General features: G+C 31.8%; 28 protein-coding genes, 1 tRNA gene and 1 pseudogene. 15 read left to right on the forward strand and 15 right to left on the reverse strand.

The window, feature by feature from the left end; all coding sequences use genetic code 11:
- Positions 1-346: 346 nt before the first annotated feature.
- Positions 347-694 carry a c-type cytochrome gene (locus CQA57_RS05865; protein WP_115579303.1) on the reverse strand — a complete coding sequence of 116 codons (348 nt, stop codon included), beginning with the start codon at positions 692-694 and terminating at the stop codon, positions 347-349.
- 67 nt (positions 695-761) lie between these two features.
- On the opposite strand from CQA57_RS05865, the gene folD reads away from it, so the two are divergent.
- Genes folD through ychF form a run of 9 tightly spaced genes read left to right on the forward strand, consistent with a single transcriptional unit; the run spans position 762 to position 7,741 of the window.
- Complete coding sequence (folD, locus tag CQA57_RS05870) at positions 762-1,604, forward strand: bifunctional methylenetetrahydrofolate dehydrogenase/methenyltetrahydrofolate cyclohydrolase FolD (RefSeq protein WP_115579304.1); 843 nt, start codon at positions 762-764, stop codon at positions 1,602-1,604.
- A 6-nt stretch (positions 1,605-1,610) separates the two neighbouring features.
- Positions 1,611-2,489 (forward strand): signal peptidase I, encoded by an 879-nt coding sequence (gene lepB, locus CQA57_RS05875; RefSeq protein WP_115579305.1) that lies wholly within the window; start codon positions 1,611-1,613, stop codon positions 2,487-2,489.
- Positions 2,489-3,148: a site-2 protease family protein gene (locus CQA57_RS05880; RefSeq protein WP_115579306.1), complete on the forward strand. Its 660-nt coding sequence runs from the start codon at positions 2,489-2,491 to the stop codon at positions 3,146-3,148. The genes lepB and CQA57_RS05880 overlap by 1 nt, the downstream gene beginning before the upstream one ends.
- Before the next feature lie 8 nt (positions 3,149-3,156).
- Positions 3,157-3,591: a ribose 5-phosphate isomerase B gene (gene rpiB, locus CQA57_RS05885; protein ID WP_115579307.1), complete on the forward strand. Its 435-nt coding sequence runs from the start codon at positions 3,157-3,159 to the stop codon at positions 3,589-3,591.
- Complete coding sequence (locus CQA57_RS05890; RefSeq protein WP_407918737.1) at positions 3,591-3,935, forward strand: hypothetical protein; 345 nt, start codon at positions 3,591-3,593, stop codon at positions 3,933-3,935. Before rpiB ends, CQA57_RS05890 begins: the two co-directional genes overlap by 1 nt.
- Entirely contained in the window at positions 3,932-4,483 is a 552-nt protein-coding gene (gene apt / locus CQA57_RS05895) for an adenine phosphoribosyltransferase (RefSeq protein ID WP_115579308.1), read from the forward strand. Before CQA57_RS05890 ends, apt begins: the two co-directional genes overlap by 4 nt.
- Entirely contained in the window at positions 4,484-5,200 is a 717-nt protein-coding gene (locus CQA57_RS05900; RefSeq protein WP_115579309.1) for a DedA family protein, read from the forward strand. It abuts the gene before it with no gap.
- Between the two features lie 5 nt (positions 5,201-5,205).
- Positions 5,206-6,639 carry a leucyl aminopeptidase gene (locus tag CQA57_RS05905; RefSeq protein WP_407918738.1) on the forward strand — a complete coding sequence of 478 codons (1,434 nt, stop codon included), beginning with the start codon at positions 5,206-5,208 and terminating at the stop codon, positions 6,637-6,639.
- A gap of 1 nt (position 6,640) precedes the next feature.
- Complete coding sequence (gene ychF / locus CQA57_RS05910) at positions 6,641-7,741, forward strand: redox-regulated ATPase YchF (RefSeq protein WP_115579311.1); 1,101 nt, start codon at positions 6,641-6,643, stop codon at positions 7,739-7,741.
- Between the two features lie 32 nt (positions 7,742-7,773).
- Here ychF and hisS read toward each other — a convergent pair whose 3' ends face one another.
- Positions 7,774-9,096 (reverse strand): histidine--tRNA ligase, encoded by a 1,323-nt coding sequence (gene hisS / locus CQA57_RS05915; RefSeq protein WP_115579312.1) that lies wholly within the window; start codon positions 9,094-9,096, stop codon positions 7,774-7,776.
- Positions 9,097-9,177: 81 nt separating this feature from the next.
- Between hisS and waaF the strand changes: the two genes are divergently transcribed.
- Together waaF and CQA57_RS05925 are read left to right on the forward strand one after the other, a co-directional pair.
- Entirely contained in the window at positions 9,178-10,179 is a 1,002-nt protein-coding gene (waaF, locus tag CQA57_RS05920) for a lipopolysaccharide heptosyltransferase II (protein ID WP_115579313.1), read from the forward strand.
- On the forward strand, positions 10,169-10,756 hold the full coding sequence (locus tag CQA57_RS05925) for a flavin reductase (RefSeq protein ID WP_115579314.1): 588 nt from the start codon (positions 10,169-10,171) through the stop codon (positions 10,754-10,756). The genes waaF and CQA57_RS05925 overlap by 11 nt, the downstream gene beginning before the upstream one ends.
- On the opposite strand, the gene CQA57_RS05930 is transcribed toward CQA57_RS05925, so the two are convergent.
- Entirely contained in the window at positions 10,753-11,196 is a 444-nt protein-coding gene (locus CQA57_RS05930; protein WP_115579315.1) for a hypothetical protein, read from the reverse strand. The genes CQA57_RS05925 and CQA57_RS05930 overlap by 4 nt on opposite strands.
- 185 nt (positions 11,197-11,381) lie before the next feature.
- Entirely contained in the window at positions 11,382-12,068 is a 687-nt protein-coding gene (locus CQA57_RS05935) for a F0F1 ATP synthase subunit A (protein WP_115579341.1), read from the reverse strand.
- A 171-nt stretch (positions 12,069-12,239) separates the two neighbouring features.
- Between CQA57_RS05935 and CQA57_RS05940 the strand changes: the two genes are divergently transcribed.
- Positions 12,240-12,740: a DUF3015 family protein gene (locus tag CQA57_RS05940; protein WP_115579316.1), complete on the forward strand. Its 501-nt coding sequence runs from the start codon at positions 12,240-12,242 to the stop codon at positions 12,738-12,740.
- Positions 12,741-12,779: 39 nt separating this feature from the next.
- Positions 12,780-14,657, forward strand: coding sequence for an Lnb N-terminal periplasmic domain-containing protein (locus CQA57_RS05945; RefSeq protein ID WP_115579317.1), 1,878 nt, complete (start codon positions 12,780-12,782; stop codon positions 14,655-14,657).
- On the opposite strand, the gene CQA57_RS05950 is transcribed toward CQA57_RS05945, so the two are convergent.
- The 4 genes and pseudogenes from CQA57_RS05950 to secG all read right to left on the reverse strand — a co-directional run.
- Positions 14,648-15,061, reverse strand: a complete 414-nt coding sequence (locus tag CQA57_RS05950; RefSeq protein WP_245941865.1) for an RDD family protein — start codon at positions 15,059-15,061, stop codon at positions 14,648-14,650. The two genes, CQA57_RS05945 and CQA57_RS05950, sit on opposite strands and share 10 nt — an antisense overlap.
- A 2-nt stretch (positions 15,062-15,063) precedes the next feature.
- Positions 15,064-15,681: an orotate phosphoribosyltransferase gene (pyrE, locus tag CQA57_RS05955; protein ID WP_115579318.1), complete on the reverse strand. Its 618-nt coding sequence runs from the start codon at positions 15,679-15,681 to the stop codon at positions 15,064-15,066.
- Positions 15,682-15,684: 3 nt separating this feature from the next.
- On the reverse strand, positions 15,685-16,242 hold the full coding sequence (gene frr, locus CQA57_RS05960; RefSeq protein WP_115579319.1) for a ribosome recycling factor: 558 nt from the start codon (positions 16,240-16,242) through the stop codon (positions 15,685-15,687).
- A 101-nt stretch (positions 16,243-16,343) separates the two neighbouring features.
- A pseudogene (gene secG / locus CQA57_RS05965) lies at positions 16,344-16,589 on the reverse strand (preprotein translocase subunit SecG); the annotation flags it as partial.
- Between the two features lie 122 nt (positions 16,590-16,711).
- On the opposite strand from secG, the gene trpS reads away from it, so the two are divergent.
- On the forward strand, positions 16,712-17,692 hold the full coding sequence (gene trpS / locus CQA57_RS05970) for a tryptophan--tRNA ligase (protein WP_115579321.1): 981 nt from the start codon (positions 16,712-16,714) through the stop codon (positions 17,690-17,692).
- 10 nt (positions 17,693-17,702) lie between these two features.
- Here trpS and CQA57_RS05975 read toward each other — a convergent pair.
- The 7 genes from CQA57_RS05975 to CQA57_RS06005 form a co-directional block, all read right to left on the reverse strand.
- Positions 17,703-17,778: transfer RNA gene (locus CQA57_RS05975), tRNA-Ala, on the reverse strand.
- Between the two features lie 26 nt (positions 17,779-17,804).
- Positions 17,805-18,497: a 1-acylglycerol-3-phosphate O-acyltransferase gene (locus tag CQA57_RS05980; RefSeq protein ID WP_115579322.1), complete on the reverse strand. Its 693-nt coding sequence runs from the start codon at positions 18,495-18,497 to the stop codon at positions 17,805-17,807.
- Positions 18,494-19,597 (reverse strand): hypothetical protein, encoded by a 1,104-nt coding sequence (locus tag CQA57_RS05985; RefSeq protein ID WP_115579323.1) that lies wholly within the window; start codon positions 19,595-19,597, stop codon positions 18,494-18,496. Before CQA57_RS05985 ends, CQA57_RS05980 begins: the two co-directional genes overlap by 4 nt.
- 8 nt (positions 19,598-19,605) lie before the next feature.
- Positions 19,606-20,259, reverse strand: coding sequence for a phosphoribosylformylglycinamidine synthase subunit PurQ (gene purQ / locus CQA57_RS05990; protein WP_115579324.1), 654 nt, complete (start codon positions 20,257-20,259; stop codon positions 19,606-19,608).
- Positions 20,260-20,263: 4 nt separating this feature from the next.
- Positions 20,264-20,506 carry a phosphoribosylformylglycinamidine synthase subunit PurS gene (gene purS, locus CQA57_RS05995; protein WP_115579325.1) on the reverse strand — a complete coding sequence of 81 codons (243 nt, stop codon included), beginning with the start codon at positions 20,504-20,506 and terminating at the stop codon, positions 20,264-20,266.
- A 2-nt stretch (positions 20,507-20,508) separates the two neighbouring features.
- Positions 20,509-21,228: a phosphoribosylaminoimidazolesuccinocarboxamide synthase gene (purC, locus tag CQA57_RS06000; RefSeq protein WP_115579326.1), complete on the reverse strand. Its 720-nt coding sequence runs from the start codon at positions 21,226-21,228 to the stop codon at positions 20,509-20,511.
- Positions 21,228-22,583 carry a S41 family peptidase gene (locus tag CQA57_RS06005; RefSeq protein WP_115579327.1) on the reverse strand — a complete coding sequence of 452 codons (1,356 nt, stop codon included), beginning with the start codon at positions 22,581-22,583 and terminating at the stop codon, positions 21,228-21,230. The genes purC and CQA57_RS06005 overlap by 1 nt, the downstream gene beginning before the upstream one ends.
- A 221-nt stretch (positions 22,584-22,804) precedes the next feature.
- Between CQA57_RS06005 and CQA57_RS06010 the strand changes: the two genes are divergently transcribed.
- Positions 22,805-25,372, forward strand: coding sequence for an ATP-dependent Clp protease ATP-binding subunit (locus CQA57_RS06010; RefSeq protein WP_115579328.1), 2,568 nt, complete (start codon positions 22,805-22,807; stop codon positions 25,370-25,372).
- The last annotated feature ends 11 nt before the right edge of the window (positions 25,373-25,383 follow it).

Genomic DNA, 25,383 nt, shown 5'->3' on the forward strand with positions numbered 1-25,383 from the left:
AGAAGTATGAAGAATAATAATTAAAAAAGAAATTAAAAGTATTAATTAAAAGTATTAAAAAGTATTTTTAATTAAAACTAAGCAGAAGAAGAAAACAAACAAAGATTTTTCCTTCTCCTGCCACCACTTAAACATTTTTATATTTTTTATTTTATTTTTTACTTTTCACTTTATAATTTTTTTGTTTTAAACAAACTAAAACAAAAAGAAATAAAACAATACTTTAAGCTTAAAAGATAAAAGAGAAATAACAAAACTCTTTAATCTTAAAATCAAATCTTAAAGTTTTATAACAAAACTCCTTAGTTTAAGTGGTGGTTGGAGAGGGAAAGAGAATGAAATGTATTTATGGGGTTTTATTGAGGGATTGTTTTTTTAAAAAAAGATAAATAGCTTGTATTTCCTCATCAGTGAGATAGTATTTTGGCATTACGCCTTTATCTTGCAGGGTTTTTGTTTTAAATGTTTTAAAATCAAGCTTTGTAATATCTGGTCCGCGCAGAATTTTTTGTTTATCTTTTTCTTTATAAGTAGCAATAACTTTTCCTTTTCCATTGATTCCATGACATTGTATGCAACCTATACCTCTTGGATTTTTATAAAGTTCTTGCCCATATTCTTCTGTGGTAATGAAACTATCTTCTTTTGCATAAGATAAAATTATCAAGAAGAACAATATACAGCCTCTTTTCATTATCTCCCTTTATATGCTTTTAATTTTGTTTGTATTATAATAGAAAAAACATTTTTTGGGGTTATTGATGGTGCTTTTAGATGGTAAGGCTTTAGCAAGAGCGCAAGAAGAGATAATGAAACAAGAAGTAGAGGTATTGCATCAAGAGGAGATTGTGCCTACTCTTGCGGTAATATTAGTGGGAGATGATGCTGCAAGTGCATCTTATGTGAGTATGAAAACAAAAGCTTCGCACCGTGTTGGTATTGATTCTATAACTTATGCTTATCATAAAAATATTTCTCAAGAGCAATTGCTAGATGTCATAAAAACACTAAATGAGGATCAAAGAATAGATGGCATTTTGGTGCAACTTCCCCTGCCTTCTCATATCAATACGCAAGAGATTTTAGAGGCTATTGATTTCAAAAAAGATGTTGATGGTTTTCATCCTTATAATATGGGTCGAATGCATGCAGGTATAGAAACTTTTTTGCCTGCTACGCCTATGGGAGTGATGCAGTTATTAAAGCATTATAAGATTGATGTACTTGGAAAAAATGTCGCTATTGTTGGAGCTAGTAATATTGTAGGAAAACCTCTTGCTGCCTTGATGTTGCAAGCTGGTGCTACGGTTAGTATATGCCATATTCACACAAAAGATGTAAGTTTATTTACAAAACAAGCTGATATTGTTTGTGTAGGCGTTGGAAAACCAAATTTGATTACTAGCGATATGGTCAAAGATGGGGTGATTATTGTAGATATTGGAATCAATCGCCTAGAAGATGGGAGATTGGTAGGTGATGTAAGCTCAGATGTATCTTTAAGAAGTAGTTTTTTTACTCCTGTTCCTGGTGGTGTAGGCCCTATGACAATATCTGCACTTTTGCAAAATACAATTCAAGCATCAAAAAATAGAAAGAGGTAGAGAAAAATGAATTTTTTAAAATTTTTGTATCGTTTTTCATCAACTTGGACAGGAACGATTATTATAGTTTTGTTGTTTATTTTTTTTGTTGCTCAAGCTTTTGTGATTCCATCAAGATCTATGGTAGGGACATTATATGAAGGTGATATGCTTTTAGTAAAGAAATTTTCCTATGGAATATCTTTGCCAAGAATTCCTTGGATTGATATTCCCATTATGCCAGATATTCATAATAATGGACATTTGATTGCAGGAAAACAACCTAGTCGCGGAGATATAGTTGTTTTTATTCCACCACATCAACAAAAAGTGTATTTTGTAAAAAGGAATTTCGCAGTAGGGGGAGATGAAGTTTTATTTACCCAAAAAGGCTTGTATTTGCATTGTTATGAGGGCAATGAATTTATGAAGCAGAAGTTTCCTGATCTAGAGATGATAGAATTTGCAGGAAAAATATTTGTGCTAAATCCTTATATGAAAGAACATAAAGGTATTGTATATGCAAAAAATAACGCAACCTTTAATATTATGAAAAGTTTAGTGAGTGGTTATAACTATAATTTTGGGTTTGATGGTGAGAATCCAAGTGTAAATAAAATTGCAATGCAACCCATCAATCTTAATGGTTATGAGGCTTTTTATAAGCAGATTCCTCAAGGTGAATTTTTTATGATTGGTGATAATCGTGATAATAGTGATGATTCTAGATTTTGGGGAAGTGTGCCTTATGCAAATGTTATAGGGACTCCTTGGTTTATTTATTTGAGTTTAAATCTAGAAAATAGTCAAGAAGTAAATGCCTCAGAAAATCCAAAAATGAGATATACAATCCGATGGGATAGAATGTTTAAAAGTATCAAAACATTAGAAGCACAAATACAATAATGAGTTTTTCTAGCATAGATGTTATTAAGCTTTCTTGTAGTGTTTTAGCTTTTTTGATTGCAATTATTGGACATGAAATAATGCATGGATATGTTGCAAAGTATTATGGAGATGATACGGCAAGTTTAGAGGGGAGATTGAGTTTAAATCCTATAAAGCATATTGATATCATTGGCTCTATTATTTTGCCTTTGATGCTTTTTGTCGCACAAGCTCCATTCTTATTTGGTTGGGCAAAGCCTGTGCCTGTTGCTATGGATAGAATCTTGAGAAATCATGGCTATATGCCTGCTGTTTATGTGAGTTTAGCAGGTATTTTTTATAATCTTGCTTTAGCGCTAGTGGCAAGTGTGATTTTAAGAGAGTGTGGAAGTCTGGATATTGATGATTTTTTTAGCTCCTTGTGTATATTTTTTCTTTATCAATTGGTGATTTATAATGTTGTATTAGGTATTTTTAATTTGTGGCCGATTCCACCTTTAGATGGTTCGCAAGCTCTATTATTTTTATCACTCAAGTTTGGTTTTGAGAATATTGTAAATTTTTTAGCAAAGATACAAAATATTGGAATCTTGCTCATCTTTTTAATCTTGGCAACCCCATTGTCTAAAATATTTTTTTATCCTATAAATTTTTTGCTAAAATTTTTGCTATTTTAGGAGAGAGAATGAAAGTTTATTTAGCAACAGATCACGCAGGGATAAGGCTCGCTGATATGGTAAAAGATTTTTTACTCAAAAGAGGGATTGAGGTTGAGAGTTTTTTACCACAAGAAGCAAAAGTGGATTATCCAGATTATGCACAAAAAATATGTAAATGTGTTTTAAATGACGAGGGAAGTAGAGGGATATTGATTTGTGGCACGGGCATTGGTATGAGTATCAGTGCAAATCGTTTTAAGGGAATCCGTGCTGCTTTATGCACAGATGCATATATGGCAAAGATGACAAGAATGCATAATGATGCAAATGTGCTTTGTTTGGGTGAGAGATTGAGTGGATTTGGAGTTGTAGAATCTATATTAGAGGCTTTTTTGGATACAGAATTTGAGGGAGAAAGACATTTGTCAAGAATCCAAAAAATTGAATTAGGTGGTTGTTGATGTTTGATAGTAATTTAATGAAATGGTTTTTAATTACTGTATTTATTTTATTTGTGCTATACATGGCGATTAAGACATTGTATTTTAAATCTGTGGCTGAAAAAGAAGAAAGAACATCAGCTTCTATGAAATTAACATTACAAGAAGCAGAGATATTGATACAAAAGCATCAATTGCAATTGCAAAGGGCATTGGGGAATATTGACTTGCTTACTCAAGAATTAAATAATCTTAAAAATGAGCTTAAAACGCTAAAACAAAGAAATACGCAATATCGCGTAGAAACAGATAAATATAAAAGTCGTATTAGAGATTTGGAGCAAAAGATAGAGGCCTTACTATGAGTAAAAATTTATTATATTGTGAGGATTTTAAACAAAAGCTTTTAGATTCCATAAGGCAAATACAAGATTATCCTAAAAAAGGGATTTTATTTCGTGATATAACTACCTTATTAAATGATAAGGAATTATTTTCTCTTTTGATAGACAATTTGGCTTTAAGATATAAGGAATATCATCTTGATTTTATTGCTGGCATAGAATCAAGAGGATTTATTTTTGGTAGTGCATTGGCTTTTGCTTTGGGAGTGGGCTTTGTGCCAATTAGAAAAAAAGGTAAGCTCCCTGCTAAAGTATTGCAAAAAAGCTATGCTTTAGAGTATGGAGAAGATGTAATAGAAATACATCAAGATGCCTTTAGGGATAAACCTAATGCAAAAGTTTTGCTTATTGATGATTTAATTGCTACTGGAGGGACGGCTCAAGCAAGCGTTGAGCTTATAACAGAGGCTGGTGGAAATTGCGTGGAATCTTGCTTTTTAATTCATTTGACTGCACTTGATGGTTTAAAAAAGATGCAAACAAAAGTATTTAGCGTATTAGAGGTGTAGATGAAAAAAAAAATTAAATGGGTTGTATTTTTTTGTATTTTTTTGGCATTTGTAATCTCAGCATTTTTATATGTAAAGCATATTGATTTTTCATTAGAAGAGTTTATTATTGAAGCTTGGAATAAATATGTAGCAAGTTGGGGATATGCTATTTTATTTTTTTGGAGCGTTTTAGAAGGGGAATTGGGCTTAATTTTTGCAGGGATTGCCGCTCATACTGGACATTTAAATGTTTGGATTGCAATTTTTATTGCCGGTTTGGGTGGTTTTGTGGGAGATCAGATTTATTTTTATATTGGACGCTTAAATAAGGGATATATTCAAAGGCATTTTGCCTCACAAAGAAGAAAATTAGCTCTTGCACATTTATTGCTTCAGAAATATGGCTGGCCTATTATTTTTATTCAGCGTTATATGTATGGTATGAGAACTATTATCCCAATTAGTATAGGCTTGACAAGATATAGTGCTTTGAAATTTGCTATTATAAATCTTATCAGTGCGTGGATTTGGGCGGCTATTACTATACTTCTTGCTTGGATTTTGGGAGATCAAATACTAGAAATTTTAAAATTCTTTAAAAAATATCCTTATATTCTTGCAGCACTAATTATTATTTTTATCAGTGGGATATTGTGGTATTTTAATACGAATACAAAAAAGATTGATAAAAAGATTCAAAAAATACAAACACAACTTATGAAGGATAAAAAATGAAAAATATTTTAAGCATTGTGGCAAAGCAAACAAAAAATAACCAAACAAATGCACAAGCAAGTGTAGTTTTTGTGGTGGATAAGAATCTAAAGCACCATTTTGTCAATGAGAAACAATTAAAAGAGTTTGATTATAAGGGAGAGGGTGTTTTTTTTGTTCAAGAAACAAAAACGCTTTATATTGGGATTGAAAGAATAGATTCTGATTGCTTGCGTGAAGCGGGATGTGCTGCTGTGCGTTATTTTAAGAATCTACATTATGAAAATTTTAAAATAGGGGTTTATGGAGATGATAAATGTATGTATGCCCTTATTTTGGGAATGTATTTAGGGGTATATCAGTTTGATAAATACAAGAGTAATAAGAAAGAAGGTGTATTAAAGCAGATTTTTATTGTAAATGAAGGATATGACAAAAAATTCAAGTTACCTGAAGAAGATTTAATGATAAGAGCACAGATTGTTGCTCAAGCAATGAGTGATGTAAGAGATGTGGTAAATATGATTCCTTATGAAGCAACCCCAGAATTTTTAGCAAAGTGGTCAAAGCAGATAGCAAAGACACATAAGCTAGAATGCAATATTTTGGGGAAAAAAGAGTTAAAAAAGGAAAAAATGAACGCATTTTTAGCTGTAAATCGTGCTTCTGTTAATGATCCGTATTTGATACATTTAAGTTATAAACCCAAAAAAGCAAAAACAAAAATTGTGCTTGTTGGCAAGGGATTGACTTATGATTGTGGTGGTTTGAGTTTAAAACCATCGGATTTTATGGTTACGATGAAAGCAGATAAGAGTGGGGGATGTGCTGTTATTGGAATCTTGCAAGCTGTTGCATCATTGAAATTGCCTATAGAGGTTCATGGGATTGTTGGTGCTACAGAAAATATGATTGGTGGAGATGCATATAAGCCAGATGATGTGTTGTTTTCAAGAGAAGGAAAGAGTATTGAAGTAAGAAACACAGATGCGGAAGGAAGATTGGTTTTAGCAGATTGCTTGAGTTATGCACAGGATTTAAAACCTGATTATCTGGTTGATTTTGCAACGCTTACAGGTGCTTGTGTCGTTGGGCTTGGTGAATATACAAGTGGTATTATGGGATACAATAAAGACTTAAAAGATCGCTTTGAAACATTGGCTTTGCAAAGTGGTGAGCTAGTAGCTCAATTACCTTTTAATAAGCATTTAGAAAAACTTGTAGAATCAAAAATTGCAGATATTTGTAATGTGGCAGGTTCTAGATATGGTGGTGCAATTACAGCAGGTATCTTCTTGGGTGCTTTTATTCGTAAGGAATTTAGAGAAAAGTGGTTACATATTGATATAGCTGGACCTGCTTTTGTAGAGAAAGATTGGGATGTAAATACCTATGGTGCTAGTGCTGCTGGTGTTCGTGCTGGTATAGAATTTATCAATGATATTGCTTTAAGGGGGTAAAATGGGATTATCAATTGGTATTGTAGGGCTTCCAAATGTGGGTAAATCTAGCACTTTTAATGCACTAACAAAGGCACAGAACGCACAATCAGCAAATTATCCTTTTTGTACCATCGAGCCAAATCGTGCTGTTGTTGAGGTGCCTGATGTAAGGTTGGCTGAATTATCTAAGATTGTAAAACCAGAGAGAGTTTTGCACTCGATGGTAGAATTTGTAGATATTGCTGGGCTTGTTAAAGGAGCAAGTAAAGGAGAGGGATTAGGGAATCAATTTTTGGGAAATATAAAAGAAGTGGATGTGATTTTGCATTTGGTGCGTTGTTTTGATGATGAAAATGTTACTCATGTAGAAGGAAGTGTAAATCCATTAAGAGATATCGAGATTATAGATTTAGAGCTTTTATTGGCAGATTTGGCTACTTTAGAAAAGAGAATAGAAAAACTTACAAGGCAAGCAAAAGCGGATAAAGAGGCAAAAGCTATGCTTGATATTGCATTGGAATTACAAAAGCATCTTGAGGAGACAAAACCTGTAAGAACTTTTGCAAAAAAAGAAGATGAGGGCTTTAAGATTTTAAATAAAGAATTAAGATTTTTAAGCAACAAAGAAGTGATATTTGGTGCAAATGTTTCAGAAGAATATCTAGCGCAAGATAATGCTTATGTAGATTCTTTGAAAAAATATGCAAATGAAAATAATTGCGAAGTGATTAAGTTGTGTGCAAAACTTGAAGAAGATATGGTTGGTATGGAAGAAGAGGAGAGAAAAGAATTTTTGGAGAGTTTGGGTTGTAAAGAAGGGGGATTGGAGCAAATTATCCGCACAGGATTTTATAAATTAGGCTTAATTAGCTACTTTACTGCTGGTGTTAAAGAGGTGAGATCTTGGACTATTAAAAAGGGAGATAGTGCGCCCGTGGCAGCTGGAGTGATACATAAAGATTTTGAAAAAGGTTTTATTCGAGCAGAGACAATTAGTTATGAAGATTTTATTAAATATGGTGGAGAAGCAAAGGCAAAAGAGGCTGGTGCTCTAAGGGTTGAAGGGAAGGATTATATCGTTCAAGATGGGGATATAATGCACTTTAGATTTAATGTTTAAAGATAATTTCTAGGATATTAAATATCCTAGAGTTAAGATTTTATAATTTCTAGAGCCTTTAGGAAACTTAGGCATTCAAGCTGCATTCCTGTTGTCATATTTTTAAGAGTAATGGTCTTGCTTTGAAATTCCCTCTCTCCAATAATGATTGTAAATTCATGACCTTTTTGATCTGCATAGGAGAGTTGTTTTTTTAGTTTAGTAACTTCTGGAAAAACTTCTGTATTGATGAGACTGCGACGGAAAGATTCCGCAAGTTTATATGCAAATGGTAAAAAATCTTGATGTGTACATACGATAAGATTCCTTGCAGTAGTTGCTTTAGAATCTAATAATCCTAGATCTTGTAATCCCGCAAGCAATCTATCTAATCCTATTGAAGCGCCAACACCACTTAGACTTTCTTTTGAAAAAGTTTTTGTTAGATTGTCGTATCTACCACCAGAGCAAACACTACCTAAGGACTTAAGGCGATTTAGTGTTGTTTCATAAACAATGCCTGTGTAATATCCAAGTCCTCTTGCAATAGAAAAATTAACACGATAGCAGTCTTTATCCATCTCTAGATCTTGTAGAAGAGCATACATATTTTCAAGCTCCTCAATACCATTTTTTAATTCCTCATTCCATTCTTTCATATGAGCAATTTCTCTAAAGAATTCTTCTTGGTGTTGTGTTTGTTTAATGCTTGTTGTTTGCAATAATCCTTCAGCTTTTTTCTCAGAGAGTTGAAGAGTTTTTTGCAATTCCTCTTTTACTCCTTGTGCTCCAATTTTTTCTAACTTATCAATAATTCTCAATGTATCTTGTATAGCTTTTTCTTCTGTGATACCAAAATATTTACAAATACCATTGAGTATATTGCGATGATTTAACCAAATAATAAAATCATTGATACCAAGAGTAATGAGTGAAGCATAAATAACTTGAATAATCTCTGCATCACAGGCAATGCTCTTGCTACCAATAAAATCAAAATCGCATTGTGTAAATTCTCTATATCTCCCTTTTTGTGCTCTTTCACCCCTAAAAACATTGCCAATTACATAGCGTTTGAAAGGTAATCCAACCTCGTTTTTATACTGTGAAATAAACCTAGCCAGTGGAACGGTTTGATCAAATCTTAAGGCAACATCTCTTTTTCCATGATCTTGAAATTTATAAAGTTCTTTTTGAATCTCATCGCTACCTTGTTTTACTAAAATTTCTGCATATTCCAAATGAGGTGTTTCTATAGGAACAAATCCAAAACTTTCAAATACTAGTGTTAATTTTTTTAATAATCTTTCTTTAGCTATAGCTTCATCAGGTAGTCTATCTCTAAAGCCACTAAGAGTTCTTGGCGTAACTAACATAATTGCACTCCAATTGTAAGTAATTTGGTAATTTTACCCAACTTTTGTGTAAAATTCTTATAAAAAACTTAGAGAGAAAAAATGAGAATTTTGATTAGAACGCCAAATTGGTTGGGTGATGGTGTAATGCTCTCTCCAATTTTTGAAGTTTTAAAGAAAAAATATCAAGATGCTGATTTTGTTTTTGTGGGACCAAAGGTAGTATGTGATTTATATGCTCGTGATTGTAGGGTTAAAGAAATTTTTATTGATACAACAAAACAAAGCAAAAATCGTTTTTTAGCAACTTATCATCTTGCAAAGCAGATTGGAAGATGTGATATTGCATTGACATTTGCAAATCACTTTTATTCTGCTTTATTGCTATTTTTTACACGCTCAAGGGTAAGAATTGGCTATAGTGGTTTTTTGAGATTTTTTTTGTTAAATAAAATTGTTAAAAAAGTTTCTCTTAAGCATCAGGTATTATCTTATGCTAAATTATTAGAATCTTTGCAAATAGAGTTTAAACTAGATGGTCTAAAATTGATTTGCAATCCCAAAAAAAAGGATTTGAAAAAAAGTATAGGTATTAGCACGGGTGCTGCATTTGGTGCTTCTAAAATCTGGTATCCAGAATACTTTGCTCAAGTAATTATCTATTTGCTTAACAATGATTATAGGGTTATATTATTTGGAAGTGGTATAGAGGCTTATAATAATCAGAAAATTGTAGAAAATGTTCAAAAAGAAGTTTCAGAAAAGAAGTTGGAGAATTTATTGGATTTGAGCAATAAGACAAGCATACAAGAGCTTGTTGATTGGATTGGAAGTGTAGATTTATTTTTGAGTAATGATAGTGGTCCTATGCATATAGCAGCAGCCCTTAAGATTCCACTTGTTGCATTATTTGGGGCAACGCACCCTACCTATTGTCTGCCTTGGCAATATGATAATAAGATTATTATTAACAAAAACTTATCATGTTCTCCATGCCAAAAAAAAGAATGTCCATTAGGGCATCATTTATGCATGAAAGAAATTAAACCACAGGAAGTGATTGAGGCAATAAATCAACTTTTAGGGGAAAAAAATGCAAATTAATTTTTCACAAATATCGCCACTAATTAAATATAAAATTTTAAGCAATTCCATAACACCTAGGCCAATTGCTTGGATTGTTACTGTAAGTGCAAATGGGGTGATCAATCTTGCACCTTTTGCATTTTTTGCACCTATTAGCTCAGATCCAGTGGTTTTTTCTATCTGCTTTTCTCTTAAGAGCAATGGAGAATCTAAGGATACTTTTAAGAATATTATGCAAGAGAAAAAAGCAACAATTTGTATGTGTGATGTAAAAAATTTAAAATCTTTGCATTTAAGTTCTCAAGAGTTAGATTCTCAAACCAGTGAGGCACTTGCATTTAATATAGAATTAGAAATAAAAAATCCTCTTTATCCCCCAGTTCCAAAATTCACGCAAGCTGCTTTTATGTGTGATTTTTTTGATATATTAGAAATTGGCAAGAGTTCCAAAACTCTTTTGCTTGAAGCCAAGGAATTTTTTATTCAAGATGATTTGTATAATCCCAGCTTTGATTTTAAGCTAAAAAATATTGGTAGAGTGGGCAAGGAGTATCAAGTATCTGAGAAATATATTCATTCAAGGGAATTGCTTTAAGCTAAAATATTTCCATTAAGATAATTGATCATTTGGAGCTTTTGTATAAGATTTCTTATGGTTTGTTGCATTTCTAAATTGATATTTTGTGTTTTGCTAATTGCTTCAAAATCTTCAAAACTAAGCGAAGGGCTTTTTTTTGCTAAAAAATCTGCGGCAATTTTTTCTTGTTGAGAGATAAGATCTTCTTTTTGAAGTTTGTCAGCCAAAGCTAAAAAAGAAGGAGTATCTTTCAAAGCATCTTTAATGTATGCTTTTGCTTGTTTTATTTTCTTATAATCTTGCGATAGAGAAAAGCTATCTTCAATTTTATGATGAGAGTAAGGAGCTTTTGATGTCTCCTCTAGTGGTTCTGCTGTTTTGTTGAGGTAGATTTGATTTTCCTGGTAGCGTTTGCTTAGGACTTGAGAAAGAGAATCTTGATTGTTGTTGATAAGCATTTTGTAATCTCCTTAATAACTTAGAGATTCTAAAGCAAATGCTATTCCTTATATTTTTTTGAGTTGAGGCGATGAGAATCTAAAGACTATACAAGATAAAAAATAAATTTGGCTATAAAACACTAGAAATATTACTAAAATCTATAATATTTCTAGTAGATGAAGGTAAAGCGTGGAATTTGTTGTTAATGGTGATCTTCTTCTTGAACTAGAATTGCACCAGCAAGATAAACATATGTGAGTATCATAAATACAAAAGCTTGCAAAATACCCATAAATACCAATACAATAAAAGGTGCAACAGGCACAAACCAAGGAACAAGCATTAGCATAACTAGCAAGAACATATCATCACCTTTGATATTTCCAAATAAACGGAAAGTCAGAGAGATAATTCTTGAGATATGAGAAATAATTTCAATAGGAAACATCAATGGAGCTAGAATTTTCATTGGACCCATGAAATGTGCAAAATAGTGTATAAAACCTTGTGCTTTGATGCCTTCAAAATGATAAAAGAAAAAGACAATCAACGCAAGTACCAAAGTAAAATTCCAGTTAGCTGTAGGAGCTTCAAAACCAGGAATAATACCAATCATATTGCAAAAGAAAATAAAAATAGCAATCGTCCCTGCTAGCGGAAAATATTTACGAGCATTTTGCTCACCAATCACATCTTTTGCAATACCTAGTATCCCTTCAATTACAACCTCATAAACATTTTGCAAGCCACTAGGAACAATTTGCAGTTTTCTTGTTGCAAGTTTGCTTACAAAAATGGTGACAAGGGCACATAAAATAGTATAAAAACCAATGATAAAATCATGGTCGTGGCTAATCAAGCTAGCAAAAGTAAAAAACCTATTTTCCAACTCCATAATTTATATTCCTTTTTAAGTGTTTGTATTGAACCAAATGATAGCTAAAATAAAATAAAAGAAATATAAAATTCAGGAAGAAAGCAAGATGCTTCTTTGATATATTTTGCTATAATTTTACGCTTTATTGAATAAAAATTAACAAAAATACAAAAAGGTGTTATGATGTTAAAAAGAGTTTTATTTTTATCATTGATTTTAACAGGTTTATTGATTGCAGAGGAAGATGCTTCTAAGGAGATTAAAGAAGATGTAAAGAAAGTTGAGAAGAAAGTATCATCTTCTAGTGGCAATACTCAGACAGGTTGTGGTTTGGGTAATGCTGTGTTTAGTGCGCCAAATTCCGCAGTAATTTATGCTTTACAGGCAACAACTAATAATACTTTTGGATTACAAACTTTTGGAATTAGTTCTGGTACTTTAGGCTGCCAAAAAACAAGATTTGTTATGGATACTAGAACTCAAGAATTTGTAGCTTCAAATATGGATTCTTTATCAAAGGATATTTCTAGGGGTAGTGGAGAAAGTTTAGATACATTATTAGAGCTTTTGGCTATCCAAAATACAGAAGAATTTAAAGCAAAATTACAAGAAAATTATTTAAAGATTTACACCTCACAAAAAGTTCAAATGAATGAAGTGTTAGATAATATTTCAACACTCTAATTTGAATACTAAACCAAGAATTTTCTTGGTTTTATTTTTATGCGTTTTTTACTTATTCTTGCATTTTTTTCAGTTATTTGTAGTGCTAATGTTATTCAAAATTATATAGATGAAGCTTCAAAATTAAAGCTTAGTGAAAAAAAACAATGGCATATCCTTTTGCATATGCTTGATGATAAAAGTGAAATTAGAGATAAAAATTTTTTTTATGCTAAAGATGGTTTTAAGAATCCACAGGAAGAATTAGAAGCTACAATTAGGGCTTTTTATCAATCTATTGAATCAGTAGAGATTCCTAAGGATTTTTTAGAAGCAGATGAGGAAGTAAAGGTTATTGCCAAATCTAGACAAAAAGAAGATTATCATGCTTTATGTAGGTTTAAAGCAAGATTTCGATTTTTGAATGATTTTTTGGATTTTAAAGATTTACCATTTGTGAAATGTAAGGAATATGAAGAAAATCTTAAATATATCAATCCAAAGAGTGCTACTATTATTTTTCCTACCGCTTTTATGGGTTCTCCAGCATCCATGTTTGGACATACTATGTTGCTTTTAAATTCTGATTTTAAATCCCGTTTATTATCCTTTGCAGTTAATTTTTCTGCGCAAGTAGATTCTTCAAAAGAAAATCCCTTAAAATTTGCTTTTAAGGGTATATTTGGTGGCTATTCTGGTCAATATTCTATATTGCCATATTATGAAAAATTAAAAGAATATCAGGATATGGAGAGCAGGGATATTTGGGAAATAGATCTTAATTTTTCTCAATTAGAGGTATTGAAAATATTTGAGCATATTTGGGAATTAAGAGATATTAAAATTTCTTATTTTTATCTTAATAAAAACTGCTCTTATAATCTTTTTTGGCTACTTGAGATAGCAAGACCAAGTATAAATCTACATCAATATTTCTTTTATCAAGTAAATCCTCCAGAAACTTTATTTGCAATGCAAAAAGAGAAAATTGTTCTTGATGTTAGATATAGACCCAGTAAGCAAAATAAAATTTTATTTTATGAAAAGAAGTTGGACTTTAAATCTTTGATGTTGGCAAAAAAAATTGCAATGGGAGAGATTGTTTCCTTGTCTTCGCAGAAAGACATTGTAGATATATTAGATTTAAGTGCAGAATTAAGTGAGTTTTATTTTATTAAACAGAGGTTGAAATATGAGCAATATATTACTATTGCACATCATATAGCATCATTAAGATCAAAACTTGGGAAACCAAGCAATTTTAAATTAAAATCCCCAATTAGCATATTGGATGCTAATCAGGGTGCGAGATTTGAAACTTTTTTAATTAGTAAAAATAATTTAAGTGGCATGGGGATTTCTTTTAGATTGGCTTATCATAGTATTGATGATAATGATGTTGGTTATTTAAGAGGTTCACAAATAGAATTTTTAAAAGGAAGTGTTTTTTTAGATGCTTCAAAGCAAGGTTTTGAGCAAGTGCAAATCAATGAAGCCAAAATTTTTTCTTTAAGCTCTTTTGGAATGATTGGTGCACTTTTTCAACCTATTTCTTTTAGAATCCAAACAGGTTTTGATAGAAGTTTTATGAAAGATGCTTTGGCTTATTATATGAGTGGGGGAGTTGGTATGGCATATGCTCTTAACGATTTTTTATATTCTTATTATTTATTAGAACCTATTTTTTATATTTCAGAAGCCCCAAGGATGACCTTGGGCAATTCTCTAGGGATTGTTTTTCAAAGCCCAAGAGATATAAAAATGGTATTTGAGTATCAAAATCGTCTTTATAAAAAAGACAATGGAAGTATTTTTTCTCTATCATTTTCTTATCGCATTGTAAGAAATTTAGATTTATTTTATCAGTTACAAGCTTATTTTTTTATCAAAGAAAAAGAGCGTGTTGATCAGTTGGCTGGCGTGAGAATTTATTTTTGAAAACTAATTTTTGTTTTACAGATATAATCATGTAGGCATTCATTTTTTTTATTAAAAAATGGAAAGAAAAATCCTATAAGAAATGTCATAGATAAGGACCAGATGATAAATCTTAAAAAAGCGTGAATAAAACCTATTTTTTTTCCTTGATGATTTGTGAGTCTGATTTGTGCATATTTAAAACCAGGGGTTTGCATTTTTGCACTTAAAAAGCTTGCTGTGATAACACCATAAAGGATAAAGCATAAAAAGATTGCACCTTGATTGCTTTGAAAGGATTTTGCTCCATCTAATATGAAATAAGTCATAATGTATAGGATTGGAGTATATATCATGAAAATATCTGTTATAAATGCCTTGATTCTTTGGATAATAAAGGCACTTGCTAGGACTTGCTTTAGCAAAATTAGTTGCCTCTACTCCCAGGTTTTATTGCATGAGAACCACTTTTGCACAAAGGACAATCATTAGGTTCATACATATTAAAAATAAAGTCTTCTAAGGCAAATAAAGGGATATCATCCGGTAATTTACACTCCGGCTTTTTTGTAGTATTGCCATTTACACGCTTGCAAAAGCCTCTATTTGCTAATCCTGCATATGCTACTATGATTCCACCTTTTTCTTGAATGCATTGTGCAGATTCTAGGGCAGATCCACCTGTTGTAATAATATCTTCACAAATAAGAACTTTTTCATTTTTTGCTACTTCAAAGCCTCTTCTTAGATTCATTTTTCCTTCTACTCTCTCGGTAAAAATAAATCTTACGCCAAGCGCTCTAGCAAGTTCATATCCAGCTAAAATACCACCCAAAGCAGGAGCGCAAATGCAATCAACTTGGATTTTAGATTCTTTAATTTGGTTTGCAAGTGCTTGTGCTAGTATTTCTGCATTTTTTGGATTTTCAAGAACCTTTGCAGATTGTAAATAAGTATCAGAATGATTCCCGCTACTAAGTAAAAAATGCCCCTTTAATAGAGCATGGGCATTTTTGTAGTATTCTTCTACATTTATTGCTTCCATATTTTAAACCTTCATTACTTCATCTTCTTTGTTTTTTGCCATGTCTTCTATTTTTTTTACATACTCATCAGTATATTTTTGAATCATATCCTGTGCTTTTTTACTTTCATCTTCTGTGATGCTTTTATCTTTTTCAAGTTTTTTGATTTGATTGTTAGAATCTTGTCTAATATTGCGTATCGCAACTTTTGCTTTTTCTCCCATAGCTTTTGCATCTTTTGCAATTTCTTTTCTTTGTTCTTGTGTCATTGGAGGAAAAAAGAGTTTAATGGTATCACCATCTGAATTTGGATTTACTCCAATATTTGCTTCTTGAATAGCTCTTTCTATTTCCTTTAGTAAGCTTTTTTCCCATGGGGTAATGACTATGGTTGTAGCATCTTGAGCAATTACTGATCCAACTTGATTTAATGGTGTTGGTGTAGAGTAGTAATCTACCTTGATGTTATCTAAAATATTTACGGATACTTTTCCGCTTCTTAGGGTTAAGAAATCTCTTTTTAGTGCTTCAATACTTTTGTCCATATGGTTTTTTGTATTTGTGAAAATGTTTTCTAGCATTATTGATCCTTGTTCTGTAATAATGGATTTGTCGGTGCGCTTGGAATTTCTATTTTATTTTCCAAAGGACTTTGGGGTATGAGAGTTTTTTTATCTACACTATCTATGATACTTTTTTTGAAATCTTTGTTATAAAAATATCCCAAGGAAATGGTATTTGCTAAAAATAAAATAGCCAAGGTAAAGGTGAGTTTTGACATAAAGCTTGCTGGACCTTTTGCTCCAAAAAGAGATTCGTTGCTTCCGCTATAAACACCAAGCCCTATACTTGAGCTTTTTTGCATTAAAACTACAATGACAATGAGTATTGAGAGGACAATTTGTAGAATAAAAAGAGTATTTACCATAATTTATAACTCCAAAAACTAAAAAATAATCTGCTATTTTATCAAAAAAAACTTGATGATATGATTAAAACTCCTTATAATATATCGTTTGTTGTAATTTACACTTAGGGAGTAGATATTGTATGAAAAGAGTATTTTCTGGAATCCAGCCTACGGGAAAAATTCATCTAGGAAATTATTTAGGTGCGGTAAAAAATTGGGTAGATTCTCAAGATAAATTTGAGAATATTTTTTGTATTGTTAATTCTCATGCTATAACAGTAACCCAAGATCCAAAAACTTTAAGAGAAAAAACCTATGAGCTTGCAATGATGCTACTTGCATGTGGAATTGATCCGCAAAAATCACATCTTTTTATTCAAAGTGAAATTGATGAACATGGTGCTCTTGCGTGGATACTTGATTGTAATATAGCAATGGGTGAAATGAGTCGTATGACACAATTTAAAGACAAATCTCAAAAAAATCCAAAGAATATCAATATTGGATTATTTAATTATCCTGCACTAATGGCGGCAGATATTTTGTTATATCATGCAGATTTAGTTCCTGTTGGAGAGGATCAAAAGCAGCATTTAGAATTAACTAGAAATGTAGCTCAAAAGTTTAATCGTGATTTTGGAGAGTGCTTTAAAATCCCAGAACCATTGATTCCAAAAGTGGGTGCTAGAGTGATGGGGTTGGATGATCCTTTGGTAAAAATGAGCAAATCTGCCAATGGTGCAAATCATGCAATTTTTTTAACAGATACTCCAGATGATATTATGAGGAAATTTAAAAAAGCAACAACAGATTCTCAAGCTAGCATAAAGTTTGATGAGAATCGTGCAGGTGTCTATAATCTTTTGAATATTTATGAGATTTTTACCAAAAAATCAAGACAAGAAATAGAAGAGAATTTTGAGGCAAGGGGATATGGGGATTTAAAAAAAGAAGTTGCAGAAGTGGTAATTGAGGCTTTAAAACCAATGCAAAAAAGATACCAAGAACTTCAGCAAGATAAACAATATATCATTGGTGTTTTAAATGAAGGAAGAGATAGGGCTAAATCTATTGCTTCTAAGACTTATCAACACGCAAAAGAATTGGTAGGATTAGTGTAAGAGTAGTGAATGGTGGAGCATAGCGGGTTCGAACCGCTGACCCCAACGCTGCCAGCGTTGTGCTCTCCCAACTGAGCTAATGCCCCAAGCAAAATTTTATTATAGCATTATTCTATGGATTTAACTCTTTATAATGTTTTAAATAAACTTCATGCATAGACTTTTGTATCTCCTCATACCAATTGCTTCCAGCTTCTGGTGTAAAGGCATCCATAATAATCATTCTTGCATTACTACTTTGACTTTCAAAAGGAGAGGTATGATACATCTTTTTGGTATTTACCAACACAATTGGTTGAACCTTAAGATTAAACCTTTCTGCAAGTATTTTTGCACCTACTTTGAATGGTAAAAAATCTTCCAATCCTTTGCTTCTAGTGCCTTCTGGAAAAATTACAATAGGACGCTTTTGCTTGATTTTTTCTTCAGCAGTCTTTAATAAAAAGCTTAAACCTCTTTTATCTTCTCTATCAAGTAGAATCATTTCAGGACCCCTAAGAGCATATCCATAAAAAGGTATTTCTCCTAATTGTTTTTTGGCAACCCAACATATATTTTGTGGATGATATGCCTCAAGACATAAAATATCAGTAAGGCTTTGATGATTCATGATAATTAGTGTAGCACTTGTGTCAAAATCTCCTATTTTTTCTAGCTTGTATCCCCCTAAAAAAAACCAAGTTACACACCCTTTTCTAGCATTTCTGGCATTATTTTTATTTTTTGTAAGAAAAATAAAAAACATGATGATTGCAAGTCCAATTGCAATAAGTATGGTTGCATAAATTCCTCTAATTCTGCTCATTTTTTTCCTTTTTCAATCCATCCGATTTTACCATCTGATGTAATGATTTTATAAAAATTTCCGTGGGAGCCAATGATTTCTGCAAAAATTGGCTTTTCTACAATAAGGAGAGTTGTCGAATTATGTGTAGGTAGTATTTTGATTACTTGCTCTTTTTTTAAAATAATATCATTGCGATAAAAGATATGCCAAAGTAGATAAATAAATAATATTGCAATAAGTAATAGAACTATCTTTTTTCTATATAGAAAAATATAAATACCAATGCACCCAATGATTCCAATAATTAAAAAAAGAGTTGAATATAATAAAAAGATATTTTTAGGTCTTAAATCATCTTGACCTGCAGTATTGTCTTGAGAGATGACAATGGGAATTGTGATATTTTCAAATTGATTTTTTGGTAATGAAAAAAAATCAAAACTAAAATTAGTGTATTTTTTTGGAAAAATACAATAATAAATTCCCTTATTATCCTCTATGGTTTGAAATTCTTGTTTGGCAATGTCTGGATAGGGGAGAGTAAAATCTTCCAAATTTGCATTTTCTGCTTCTAACTCAAAAATCAAAATATTGTGATATTCATCATATTTTTTTGTTTTTGCTCTTAGAATCTTTAAAGAATCTCCAAGCACTCCGGAATATTTAGGATTAGATTTTAGATTATAGATATCTAGAGAAATTTTTGGAGAGATTGCAATATCTTGATATTTTTCATTTTGAGATATGGCAATGGCTTTTATTTGGGGCAATGAGGTATTTTTTGAGAGGATTTTATAGATATATTTTGCTTGATAGGTTCCATCTGGCTGTAGTTTCCAAGCTAATTCATCTTCGTTAAGAAGTTTAATTTTGTTTTGTTTGATAGGGCTTTCAAAATTAACACTAAGGAGTTTTGCATCAGAAAGCAATAAAAGGTTATAAGTGACCTCTATTTTTTGCCCTATATAGAAAGTTTTATTTAAGAAATCTTGAGAGGTTATATTTTTGATATAAATAATTTTAGATGGAGAAAAAGGAAGTCTGAGTTCCTCTTGCTTTTGATCATCTTGAGAAAAAAGAGTAGAAAAAATAAGTAGAAGCAATAAAAGTTTTTTCATAAATCTTACTACTCACTTAGGGATTTTAGCATTTCTAGACCTACATCATTTCCAAGGATTTTTTCAATAGCTCGTTCTGGGTGAGGCATTAGTCCAAAAATATTTTTATCTTTGTTGCATATACCTGCAATATTTTTTATAGAACCATTGGGATTATCTTTATAAGTAAGTAGAATTTGGTGATTTTCCTCAAGTGTTTCTAGTGTCTGAGAATCTGCAAAATAGTTCCCATCCGCATGTGCTATAGGCAATGTGATAGTTTGATTTTTTTTATAATTTTTTAAAAATTTATTGTCGTTATTTTGCACTATCAATTCTTGGTGTTTTGAAATAAAAGATAGATGATTGTTTCTTTTTAGAACACCTGGTAAAAGTTTAGATTCGGTGAGAATTTGAAATCCATTGCAAATACCAAGCACAAATCCTCCATTATCAGCATATTTTTTAACTGCTTTCATAATTGGAGCAAATCTAGCAATAGCACCACTTCTAAGATAATCACCATAGCTAAAACCACCAGGTATAACTACTAATTTTGTATTTTGTGGCAAGCTTTCTTGCCTGTGCCATATAATTGCTGTTTCTTGTTGGAGTTTTTCTTGATATACGTATCGCATGTCCCTTTCGCAATTTGTTCCTAAAAATTGGAGAATAGCAACCATGTTTTTACTCTTCTATCTCAATATTATAGTCTTCAATTACAGTATTTGCTAGTAATTCTTGAACCATCTTTTCACATTCTTTTATGGCTTTTTGTCTATCATTATGCGCAAGGGTAATTGTGATTTTTTTACTCATTTTTACAGATTGAACAGAAGCAAAATCTAGACTTTTTAGCGCATTTTCTATCGCTTTTGCTTCTGGATTTAAAACCCCATCTTTAAGATATACCAAAATATGTGCTTTCATTTTTATGCTCCTTGAGAGAGTATGCGTTTTAAAACTTCTTCATACGCAACTTTAACATTTCCTAAATTTTGTCTAAAGACATCTTTATCAAGCTTCTCATTTGTGTCTTTATCCCAAAATCTGCAACTATCAGGACTAATCTCATCAGCAAGGACAATTTGATTTTCTTTATTGATACCAAATTCTAATTTGAAATCAATCAATCTTAGATTGACTTTGATAAAAAAATCTTTAAGAATAGTATTGATTTTTCTTGCTTGCGACTTTAAAAAATCCAAATCTTCTTGTTTTTGTGTAATATTTAGGATTTTACAATGCTCATCATTGATGATTGGATCGCCAAGTACATCATCCTTATAATAAAATTCGACTAATACAAATGGTAGCTCTAAACCATCTTTAATGCCCAATCTTTTGCTAAGCGAGCCAGTTGCAACATTCCTTACTACAACTTCTATAGGCAGAATCCTTACTTTATCACATAATAAATGTGTAGAATCTAGAGTTTTTTTGTAATGTGTTTTGATACCATTTTTTTCTAAAAGCTCAAAAAGTAAGCTTGAAATTTTGCAGTTTAGTGCCCCTTTACCAGTCTCATTACCTTTTTTTTGAGCGTTAAAAGCAGTTAGGTCGTCTTTAAACTCTGCAATGATAAGATTAGCATCTTCAGTTGCAAAAATTTTCTTTCCCTTGCCTTCATAAATCAATTCTTTTTGTTGCATTATTTTTCTGCTCCTTTATTGGATTTTTCTATAGGTTTTATAATATTCCAGCTTTTTAATAAATCTATAGCTGTTTTGAGTTGAATATCGTTATTGATATCATTGAGACTAAGCATATCTTTTTTATCCCCAGTAGTTTTTTCTTCTTTTTTGTTATCTTTTTTAGAATCTTCACTAATTTTATCAAGTTCGTTTTGGAGATGATTTTTTAAATCAGCTTCTTTGAGTGAAAAGCCACCATCACTTTGTGGCACTGCTCCAGGATGCACTATAATATCAGGAGTTACTCCTATGGCTTGTATGGTTCTGCCACTTGGGAGGTAATATTTTGCGGTTGTGAGTTTAATTGCAGAGGTTGAATCTAGGGGTAAAACTACTTGCACACTTCCTTTGCCAAAAGAATTTTCTCCAATAATCAAAGCACGCTTATAGTCTTGTAATGCCCCAGAGACAATCTCGCTTGCACTTGCGGTTCCACCATTGATTAGAACTACAATAGGTAAATTTTCATAAGGTGCTTTGCCATTGGCTTTATATTCAATATTTTCATTTTTAACCTTGCCTTTTTGAGAGACAATTACTCCATTTTTAATGAAAAGTTCTGATAATCCAACAGCTTGATTGAGTAAGCCACCAGGATTATTGCGTAAATCTAAGATAATACCATCAAGTTTTCCTGCTTTATCTAGTGCATTTTTTACAGAACTTGTGACATTTTTATCAAAAGAATTAACACGCACATATAAGAAATTTTCATTTTCAATTTTTCTAGTATGCACAGATTTAACTTGTATGATATCTCTAGTGATTTTAAAGTCTAGGGGTTTTGGAGCATTTTTTCTATAGATTGTAAGCTCAACAGAGGTTTTGGGTTTTCCCCTCATGAGATTTACTGCATCATCAATGCTCATATTCAGTGTGCTCTCATTGTTTATTTTTAGGATAATATCTCCGCTTTTTAATCCAGCTTTTTGTGCAGGAGTATCATCAAGTGGAGCAATAATAGTAAGAGCTCCATCTTTCATGCCAATGGTAATGCCAAGACCTCCAAATTCTCCTTCAGTTTGTGCTTGTAAATCTTTGAATTTCTTTTCTGTTAGGTAATCAGAGTGTGCATCAAGATTGGTCAGAAGACCTCCTATGGCCTTATCTATGATTTCTTTAATATCAATTTCATCTACATAATAGTTTTCAACAGTATTGATAATTTTTGTAAGTTTGTCATAAGCTTCAATTCTTTCTTTTTGAGAACTTTTTTTTGTAGCAGAAGTATCTGTTTGTGCATAAAGCACACCTAGCAGAAAGGTGATGGCAATTCCTGAGGCCAAAAAACCAGAGAGAAAAATTTTTTTCATTTTGATAAACCTAAACTAAATGTGATTTTACAGAGTTTTTAATTTGTAATTAAAAATATAGAAAATTGGATTTTATCAAAAGATGGTCAAGTTTTGTTGAATTCGCTAAAAAACATCAAGAAAATGTAATTTTAGTTTAAAAATATAAAATAACTTGACATTATTAGACTAAACTTATATAATGCCTTTCATATAAAACTTAATAATTTAAGGAGTATTTAATGAATATTTTTGAAAAAATGACAAATCAATTAAAAGAAACTTTAGATTCTGCATTGGCTCTTGCATTGCATCAAAAAAATCAAGAGGTGGATTTTGTGCATATGATTTGGGCAATGCTTAGTAATTCTCAATCTTCTTTGTATCAAGTGCTTGATCAAATGAATTTGGATTGTGCGAGCTTAAATCTTGAAGCCCAAAGTGCTGCTGAGAGATTGCCTAAAGCTTCAAGCATATCTAAAGAAAATATGACATTATCACAAGGGTTGCAACAAGCATTGTTGCAAGCTGAGGGTATGGCGGTAAAAAATGGGGATAAATTTATTGCAATTGATACATTTATCTTGGCAAATTTAGAGAATCTTAAGCAAATCTTTAGCACTAATATAGATTATTTAGAGCTTAAAAAAACTTTTGAATCTTTGCGTGCTGGGAGAAAAATACAAGATGCAAGTGGTGATGATGCCTTAGAATCATTGCAAAAGTTTGGTATTGATTTGACACAAAAGGCTATGGAAAATTTACTTGATCCTGTGATTGGAAGAGATGAAGAAATTACAAGAGTGATGCAAATACTTATCAGAAAAACAAAAAATAATCCTATTTTATTAGGAGAGCCTGGAGTTGGTAAAACAGCTATTGTGGAGGGTTTAGCACAACAAATTGCCAAAAAAGAAGTTCCACTATCTTTACAAAATAAAAGAGTGATTGCACTGGATATGAGTGCATTAGTAGCAGGTGCAAAGTATAGGGGGGAATTTGAGGAAAGATTAAAAAATGTTATTGATGAGGTTAAAAAAGCAGGAAATATTATTCTTTTCATTGATGAAATACATACCATTGTAGGTGCTGGGGCAGGTGAAGGGAGTATGGATGCTGCAAATATTCTTAAACCTGCACTAGCTAGAGGAGAATTGCATACAATAGGAGCCACAACTCTAAAAGAGTATAGAAAATATTTTGAAAAAGATGCTGCACTTACAAGACGATTTCAGCCAGTAAATTTAAATGAACCTAGTGTGTCTGAAGCATTGCAAATCTTAAGAGGCTTAAAGGAAAAATTAGAAACACATCATAATGTAAGTATTACAGATTCTGCTCTTGTGAGTGCTGTTAAACTTTCACATCGCTATATTACAGATAGATTTTTGCCAGATAAGGCAATCGATTTGATTGATGAGGGTGCTGCGGAGTTAAAAATGCAAATAGAATCTGAACCTAGTGCTTTGAGGCTTATTAAAAGAAATATTCAAAGGCTTGAGGTTGAAAAACAAGCTTTGAATATGGAGGATAAACCAAGCAATCAAGCAAGATTAGATGAGATACAAAAAGAATTAGAAGATGCAATAGAAAAAAAGAATACCTTGCAATTACAGTTTGATAATGAAAAGACTGTATTTAAGGAAATCGCACAAAATAAGAATGATATTGAAGCATTAAAAAGAGAATCAGAAATTGCTAAACGCAATGGAGATTATAATAAGGCAGCAGAGATTGACTATAGCAAAATACCTCAAAAAGAGCAAAGACAAAAAGATTTGCAAGATAAATGGGAAGCTATGCAATCGCAAGGCACATTATTGAAAAATGCTCTTACTCAAGAAAGTATTGCAGAAATTGTATCAAGATGGACACAGATACCTGTCAAAAAAATGCTTCAAGAAGAAAAGGATAAGATTTTAAATATACAACAAGAATTAAAAAAGAGTGTTGTTGGTCAAGATGAGGCGTTAAATGCCATTGCAAGAGCGATTAAGAGAAATAAAGCAGGTTTAAGCGAGAGTTCAAGACCCATAGGGAGTTTTTTATTTTTGGGACCAACGGGCGTTGGAAAAACACAAAGTGCAAAAACTCTTGCGCAATTTTTGTTTGATAGCCAAAAAAATCTCATTCGTATCGATATGAGTGAATATATGGAAAAACACGCAGCAAGCAGACTTGTAGGTGCTCCTCCTGGATATGTGGGTTATGAAGAGGGTGGTCAATTGACAGAGGCTGTGAGACGCAAACCTTATAGTGTAGTGTTGTTTGATGAAATTGAAAAAGCACATCCAGATGTTTTTAATATCTTGCTTCAAGTTTTAGATGATGGTAGGCTGACTGATAATAAAGGGGTAGTTGTAGATTTTAGAAATACTATTATTATTCTTACAAGCAATATTGGGAGCGATAAGATTTTAGAAATTTCTGACAAACAAGAGAGAGAAAAAGCTATACAAGATTCTCTTAAGGCATACTTTAAGCCAGAATTTTTAAATCGTCTTGATGATATTGTAATTTTTAATCCTTTGAATTTGGAGGGAATTGTAGAGATTGTAGATATTATGTTTGAAGATATTAGAAAGAAAGTTGCTGAGAGGGGAGTGCAAATTGAGCTTAGCAAAGAGGCCAAAGAATTTATTGCACAAGCTGGTTTTGATCCTATATATGGTGCAAGACCTCTAAAAAGAGCATTATATGAAGAAGTAGAAGATAGATTGGCAGAAATGATTCTAGAGGATAAGATAAAAGAAGGTGATACTGTAAAATTTGATTGCAAAGATGGCGAGATACAAGTAAAGGTTTGTTAGTTTTTTTTGAT

Origin of the sequence: Helicobacter anseris (genome assembly GCF_003364335.1) — a bacterium.
Taxonomy (GTDB): domain Bacteria; phylum Campylobacterota; class Campylobacteria; order Campylobacterales; family Helicobacteraceae; genus Helicobacter_H; species Helicobacter_H anseris.

Coding starts and splice junctions, on each gene's coding strand:
- CQA57_RS05865 (WP_115579303.1), bottom strand. CDS start 694: ATGAAAAGAGGCTGTATATTGTTCTTCTTGATAATTTTATCTTATGCA.
- folD (WP_115579304.1), top strand. CDS start 762: ATGGTGCTTTTAGATGGTAAGGCTTTAGCAAGAGCGCAAGAAGAGATA.
- lepB (WP_115579305.1), top strand. CDS start 1,611: ATGAATTTTTTAAAATTTTTGTATCGTTTTTCATCAACTTGGACAGGA.
- CQA57_RS05880 (WP_115579306.1), top strand. CDS start 2,489: ATGAGTTTTTCTAGCATAGATGTTATTAAGCTTTCTTGTAGTGTTTTA.
- rpiB (WP_115579307.1), top strand. CDS start 3,157: ATGAAAGTTTATTTAGCAACAGATCACGCAGGGATAAGGCTCGCTGAT.
- CQA57_RS05890 (WP_407918737.1), top strand. CDS start 3,591: ATGTTTGATAGTAATTTAATGAAATGGTTTTTAATTACTGTATTTATT.
- apt (WP_115579308.1), top strand. CDS start 3,932: ATGAGTAAAAATTTATTATATTGTGAGGATTTTAAACAAAAGCTTTTA.
- CQA57_RS05900 (WP_115579309.1), top strand. CDS start 4,484: ATGAAAAAAAAAATTAAATGGGTTGTATTTTTTTGTATTTTTTTGGCA.
- ychF (WP_115579311.1), top strand. CDS start 6,641: ATGGGATTATCAATTGGTATTGTAGGGCTTCCAAATGTGGGTAAATCT.
- hisS (WP_115579312.1), bottom strand. CDS start 9,096: ATGTTAGTTACGCCAAGAACTCTTAGTGGCTTTAGAGATAGACTACCT.
- waaF (WP_115579313.1), top strand. CDS start 9,178: ATGAGAATTTTGATTAGAACGCCAAATTGGTTGGGTGATGGTGTAATG.
- CQA57_RS05925 (WP_115579314.1), top strand. CDS start 10,169: ATGCAAATTAATTTTTCACAAATATCGCCACTAATTAAATATAAAATT.
- CQA57_RS05930 (WP_115579315.1), bottom strand. CDS start 11,196: ATGCTTATCAACAACAATCAAGATTCTCTTTCTCAAGTCCTAAGCAAA.
- CQA57_RS05940 (WP_115579316.1), top strand. CDS start 12,240: ATGTTAAAAAGAGTTTTATTTTTATCATTGATTTTAACAGGTTTATTG.
- CQA57_RS05945 (WP_115579317.1), top strand. CDS start 12,780: ATGCGTTTTTTACTTATTCTTGCATTTTTTTCAGTTATTTGTAGTGCT.
- pyrE (WP_115579318.1), bottom strand. CDS start 15,681: ATGGAAGCAATAAATGTAGAAGAATACTACAAAAATGCCCATGCTCTA.
- frr (WP_115579319.1), bottom strand. CDS start 16,242: ATGCTAGAAAACATTTTCACAAATACAAAAAACCATATGGACAAAAGT.
- trpS (WP_115579321.1), top strand. CDS start 16,712: ATGAAAAGAGTATTTTCTGGAATCCAGCCTACGGGAAAAATTCATCTA.
- CQA57_RS05980 (WP_115579322.1), bottom strand. CDS start 18,497: ATGAGCAGAATTAGAGGAATTTATGCAACCATACTTATTGCAATTGGA.
- CQA57_RS05985 (WP_115579323.1), bottom strand. CDS start 19,597: ATGAAAAAACTTTTATTGCTTCTACTTATTTTTTCTACTCTTTTTTCT.
- purQ (WP_115579324.1), bottom strand. CDS start 20,259: ATGGTTGCTATTCTCCAATTTTTAGGAACAAATTGCGAAAGGGACATG.
- purS (WP_115579325.1), bottom strand. CDS start 20,506: ATGAAAGCACATATTTTGGTATATCTTAAAGATGGGGTTTTAAATCCA.
- purC (WP_115579326.1), bottom strand. CDS start 21,228: ATGCAACAAAAAGAATTGATTTATGAAGGCAAGGGAAAGAAAATTTTT.
- CQA57_RS06005 (WP_115579327.1), bottom strand. CDS start 22,583: ATGAAAAAAATTTTTCTCTCTGGTTTTTTGGCCTCAGGAATTGCCATC.
- CQA57_RS06010 (WP_115579328.1), top strand. CDS start 22,805: ATGAATATTTTTGAAAAAATGACAAATCAATTAAAAGAAACTTTAGAT.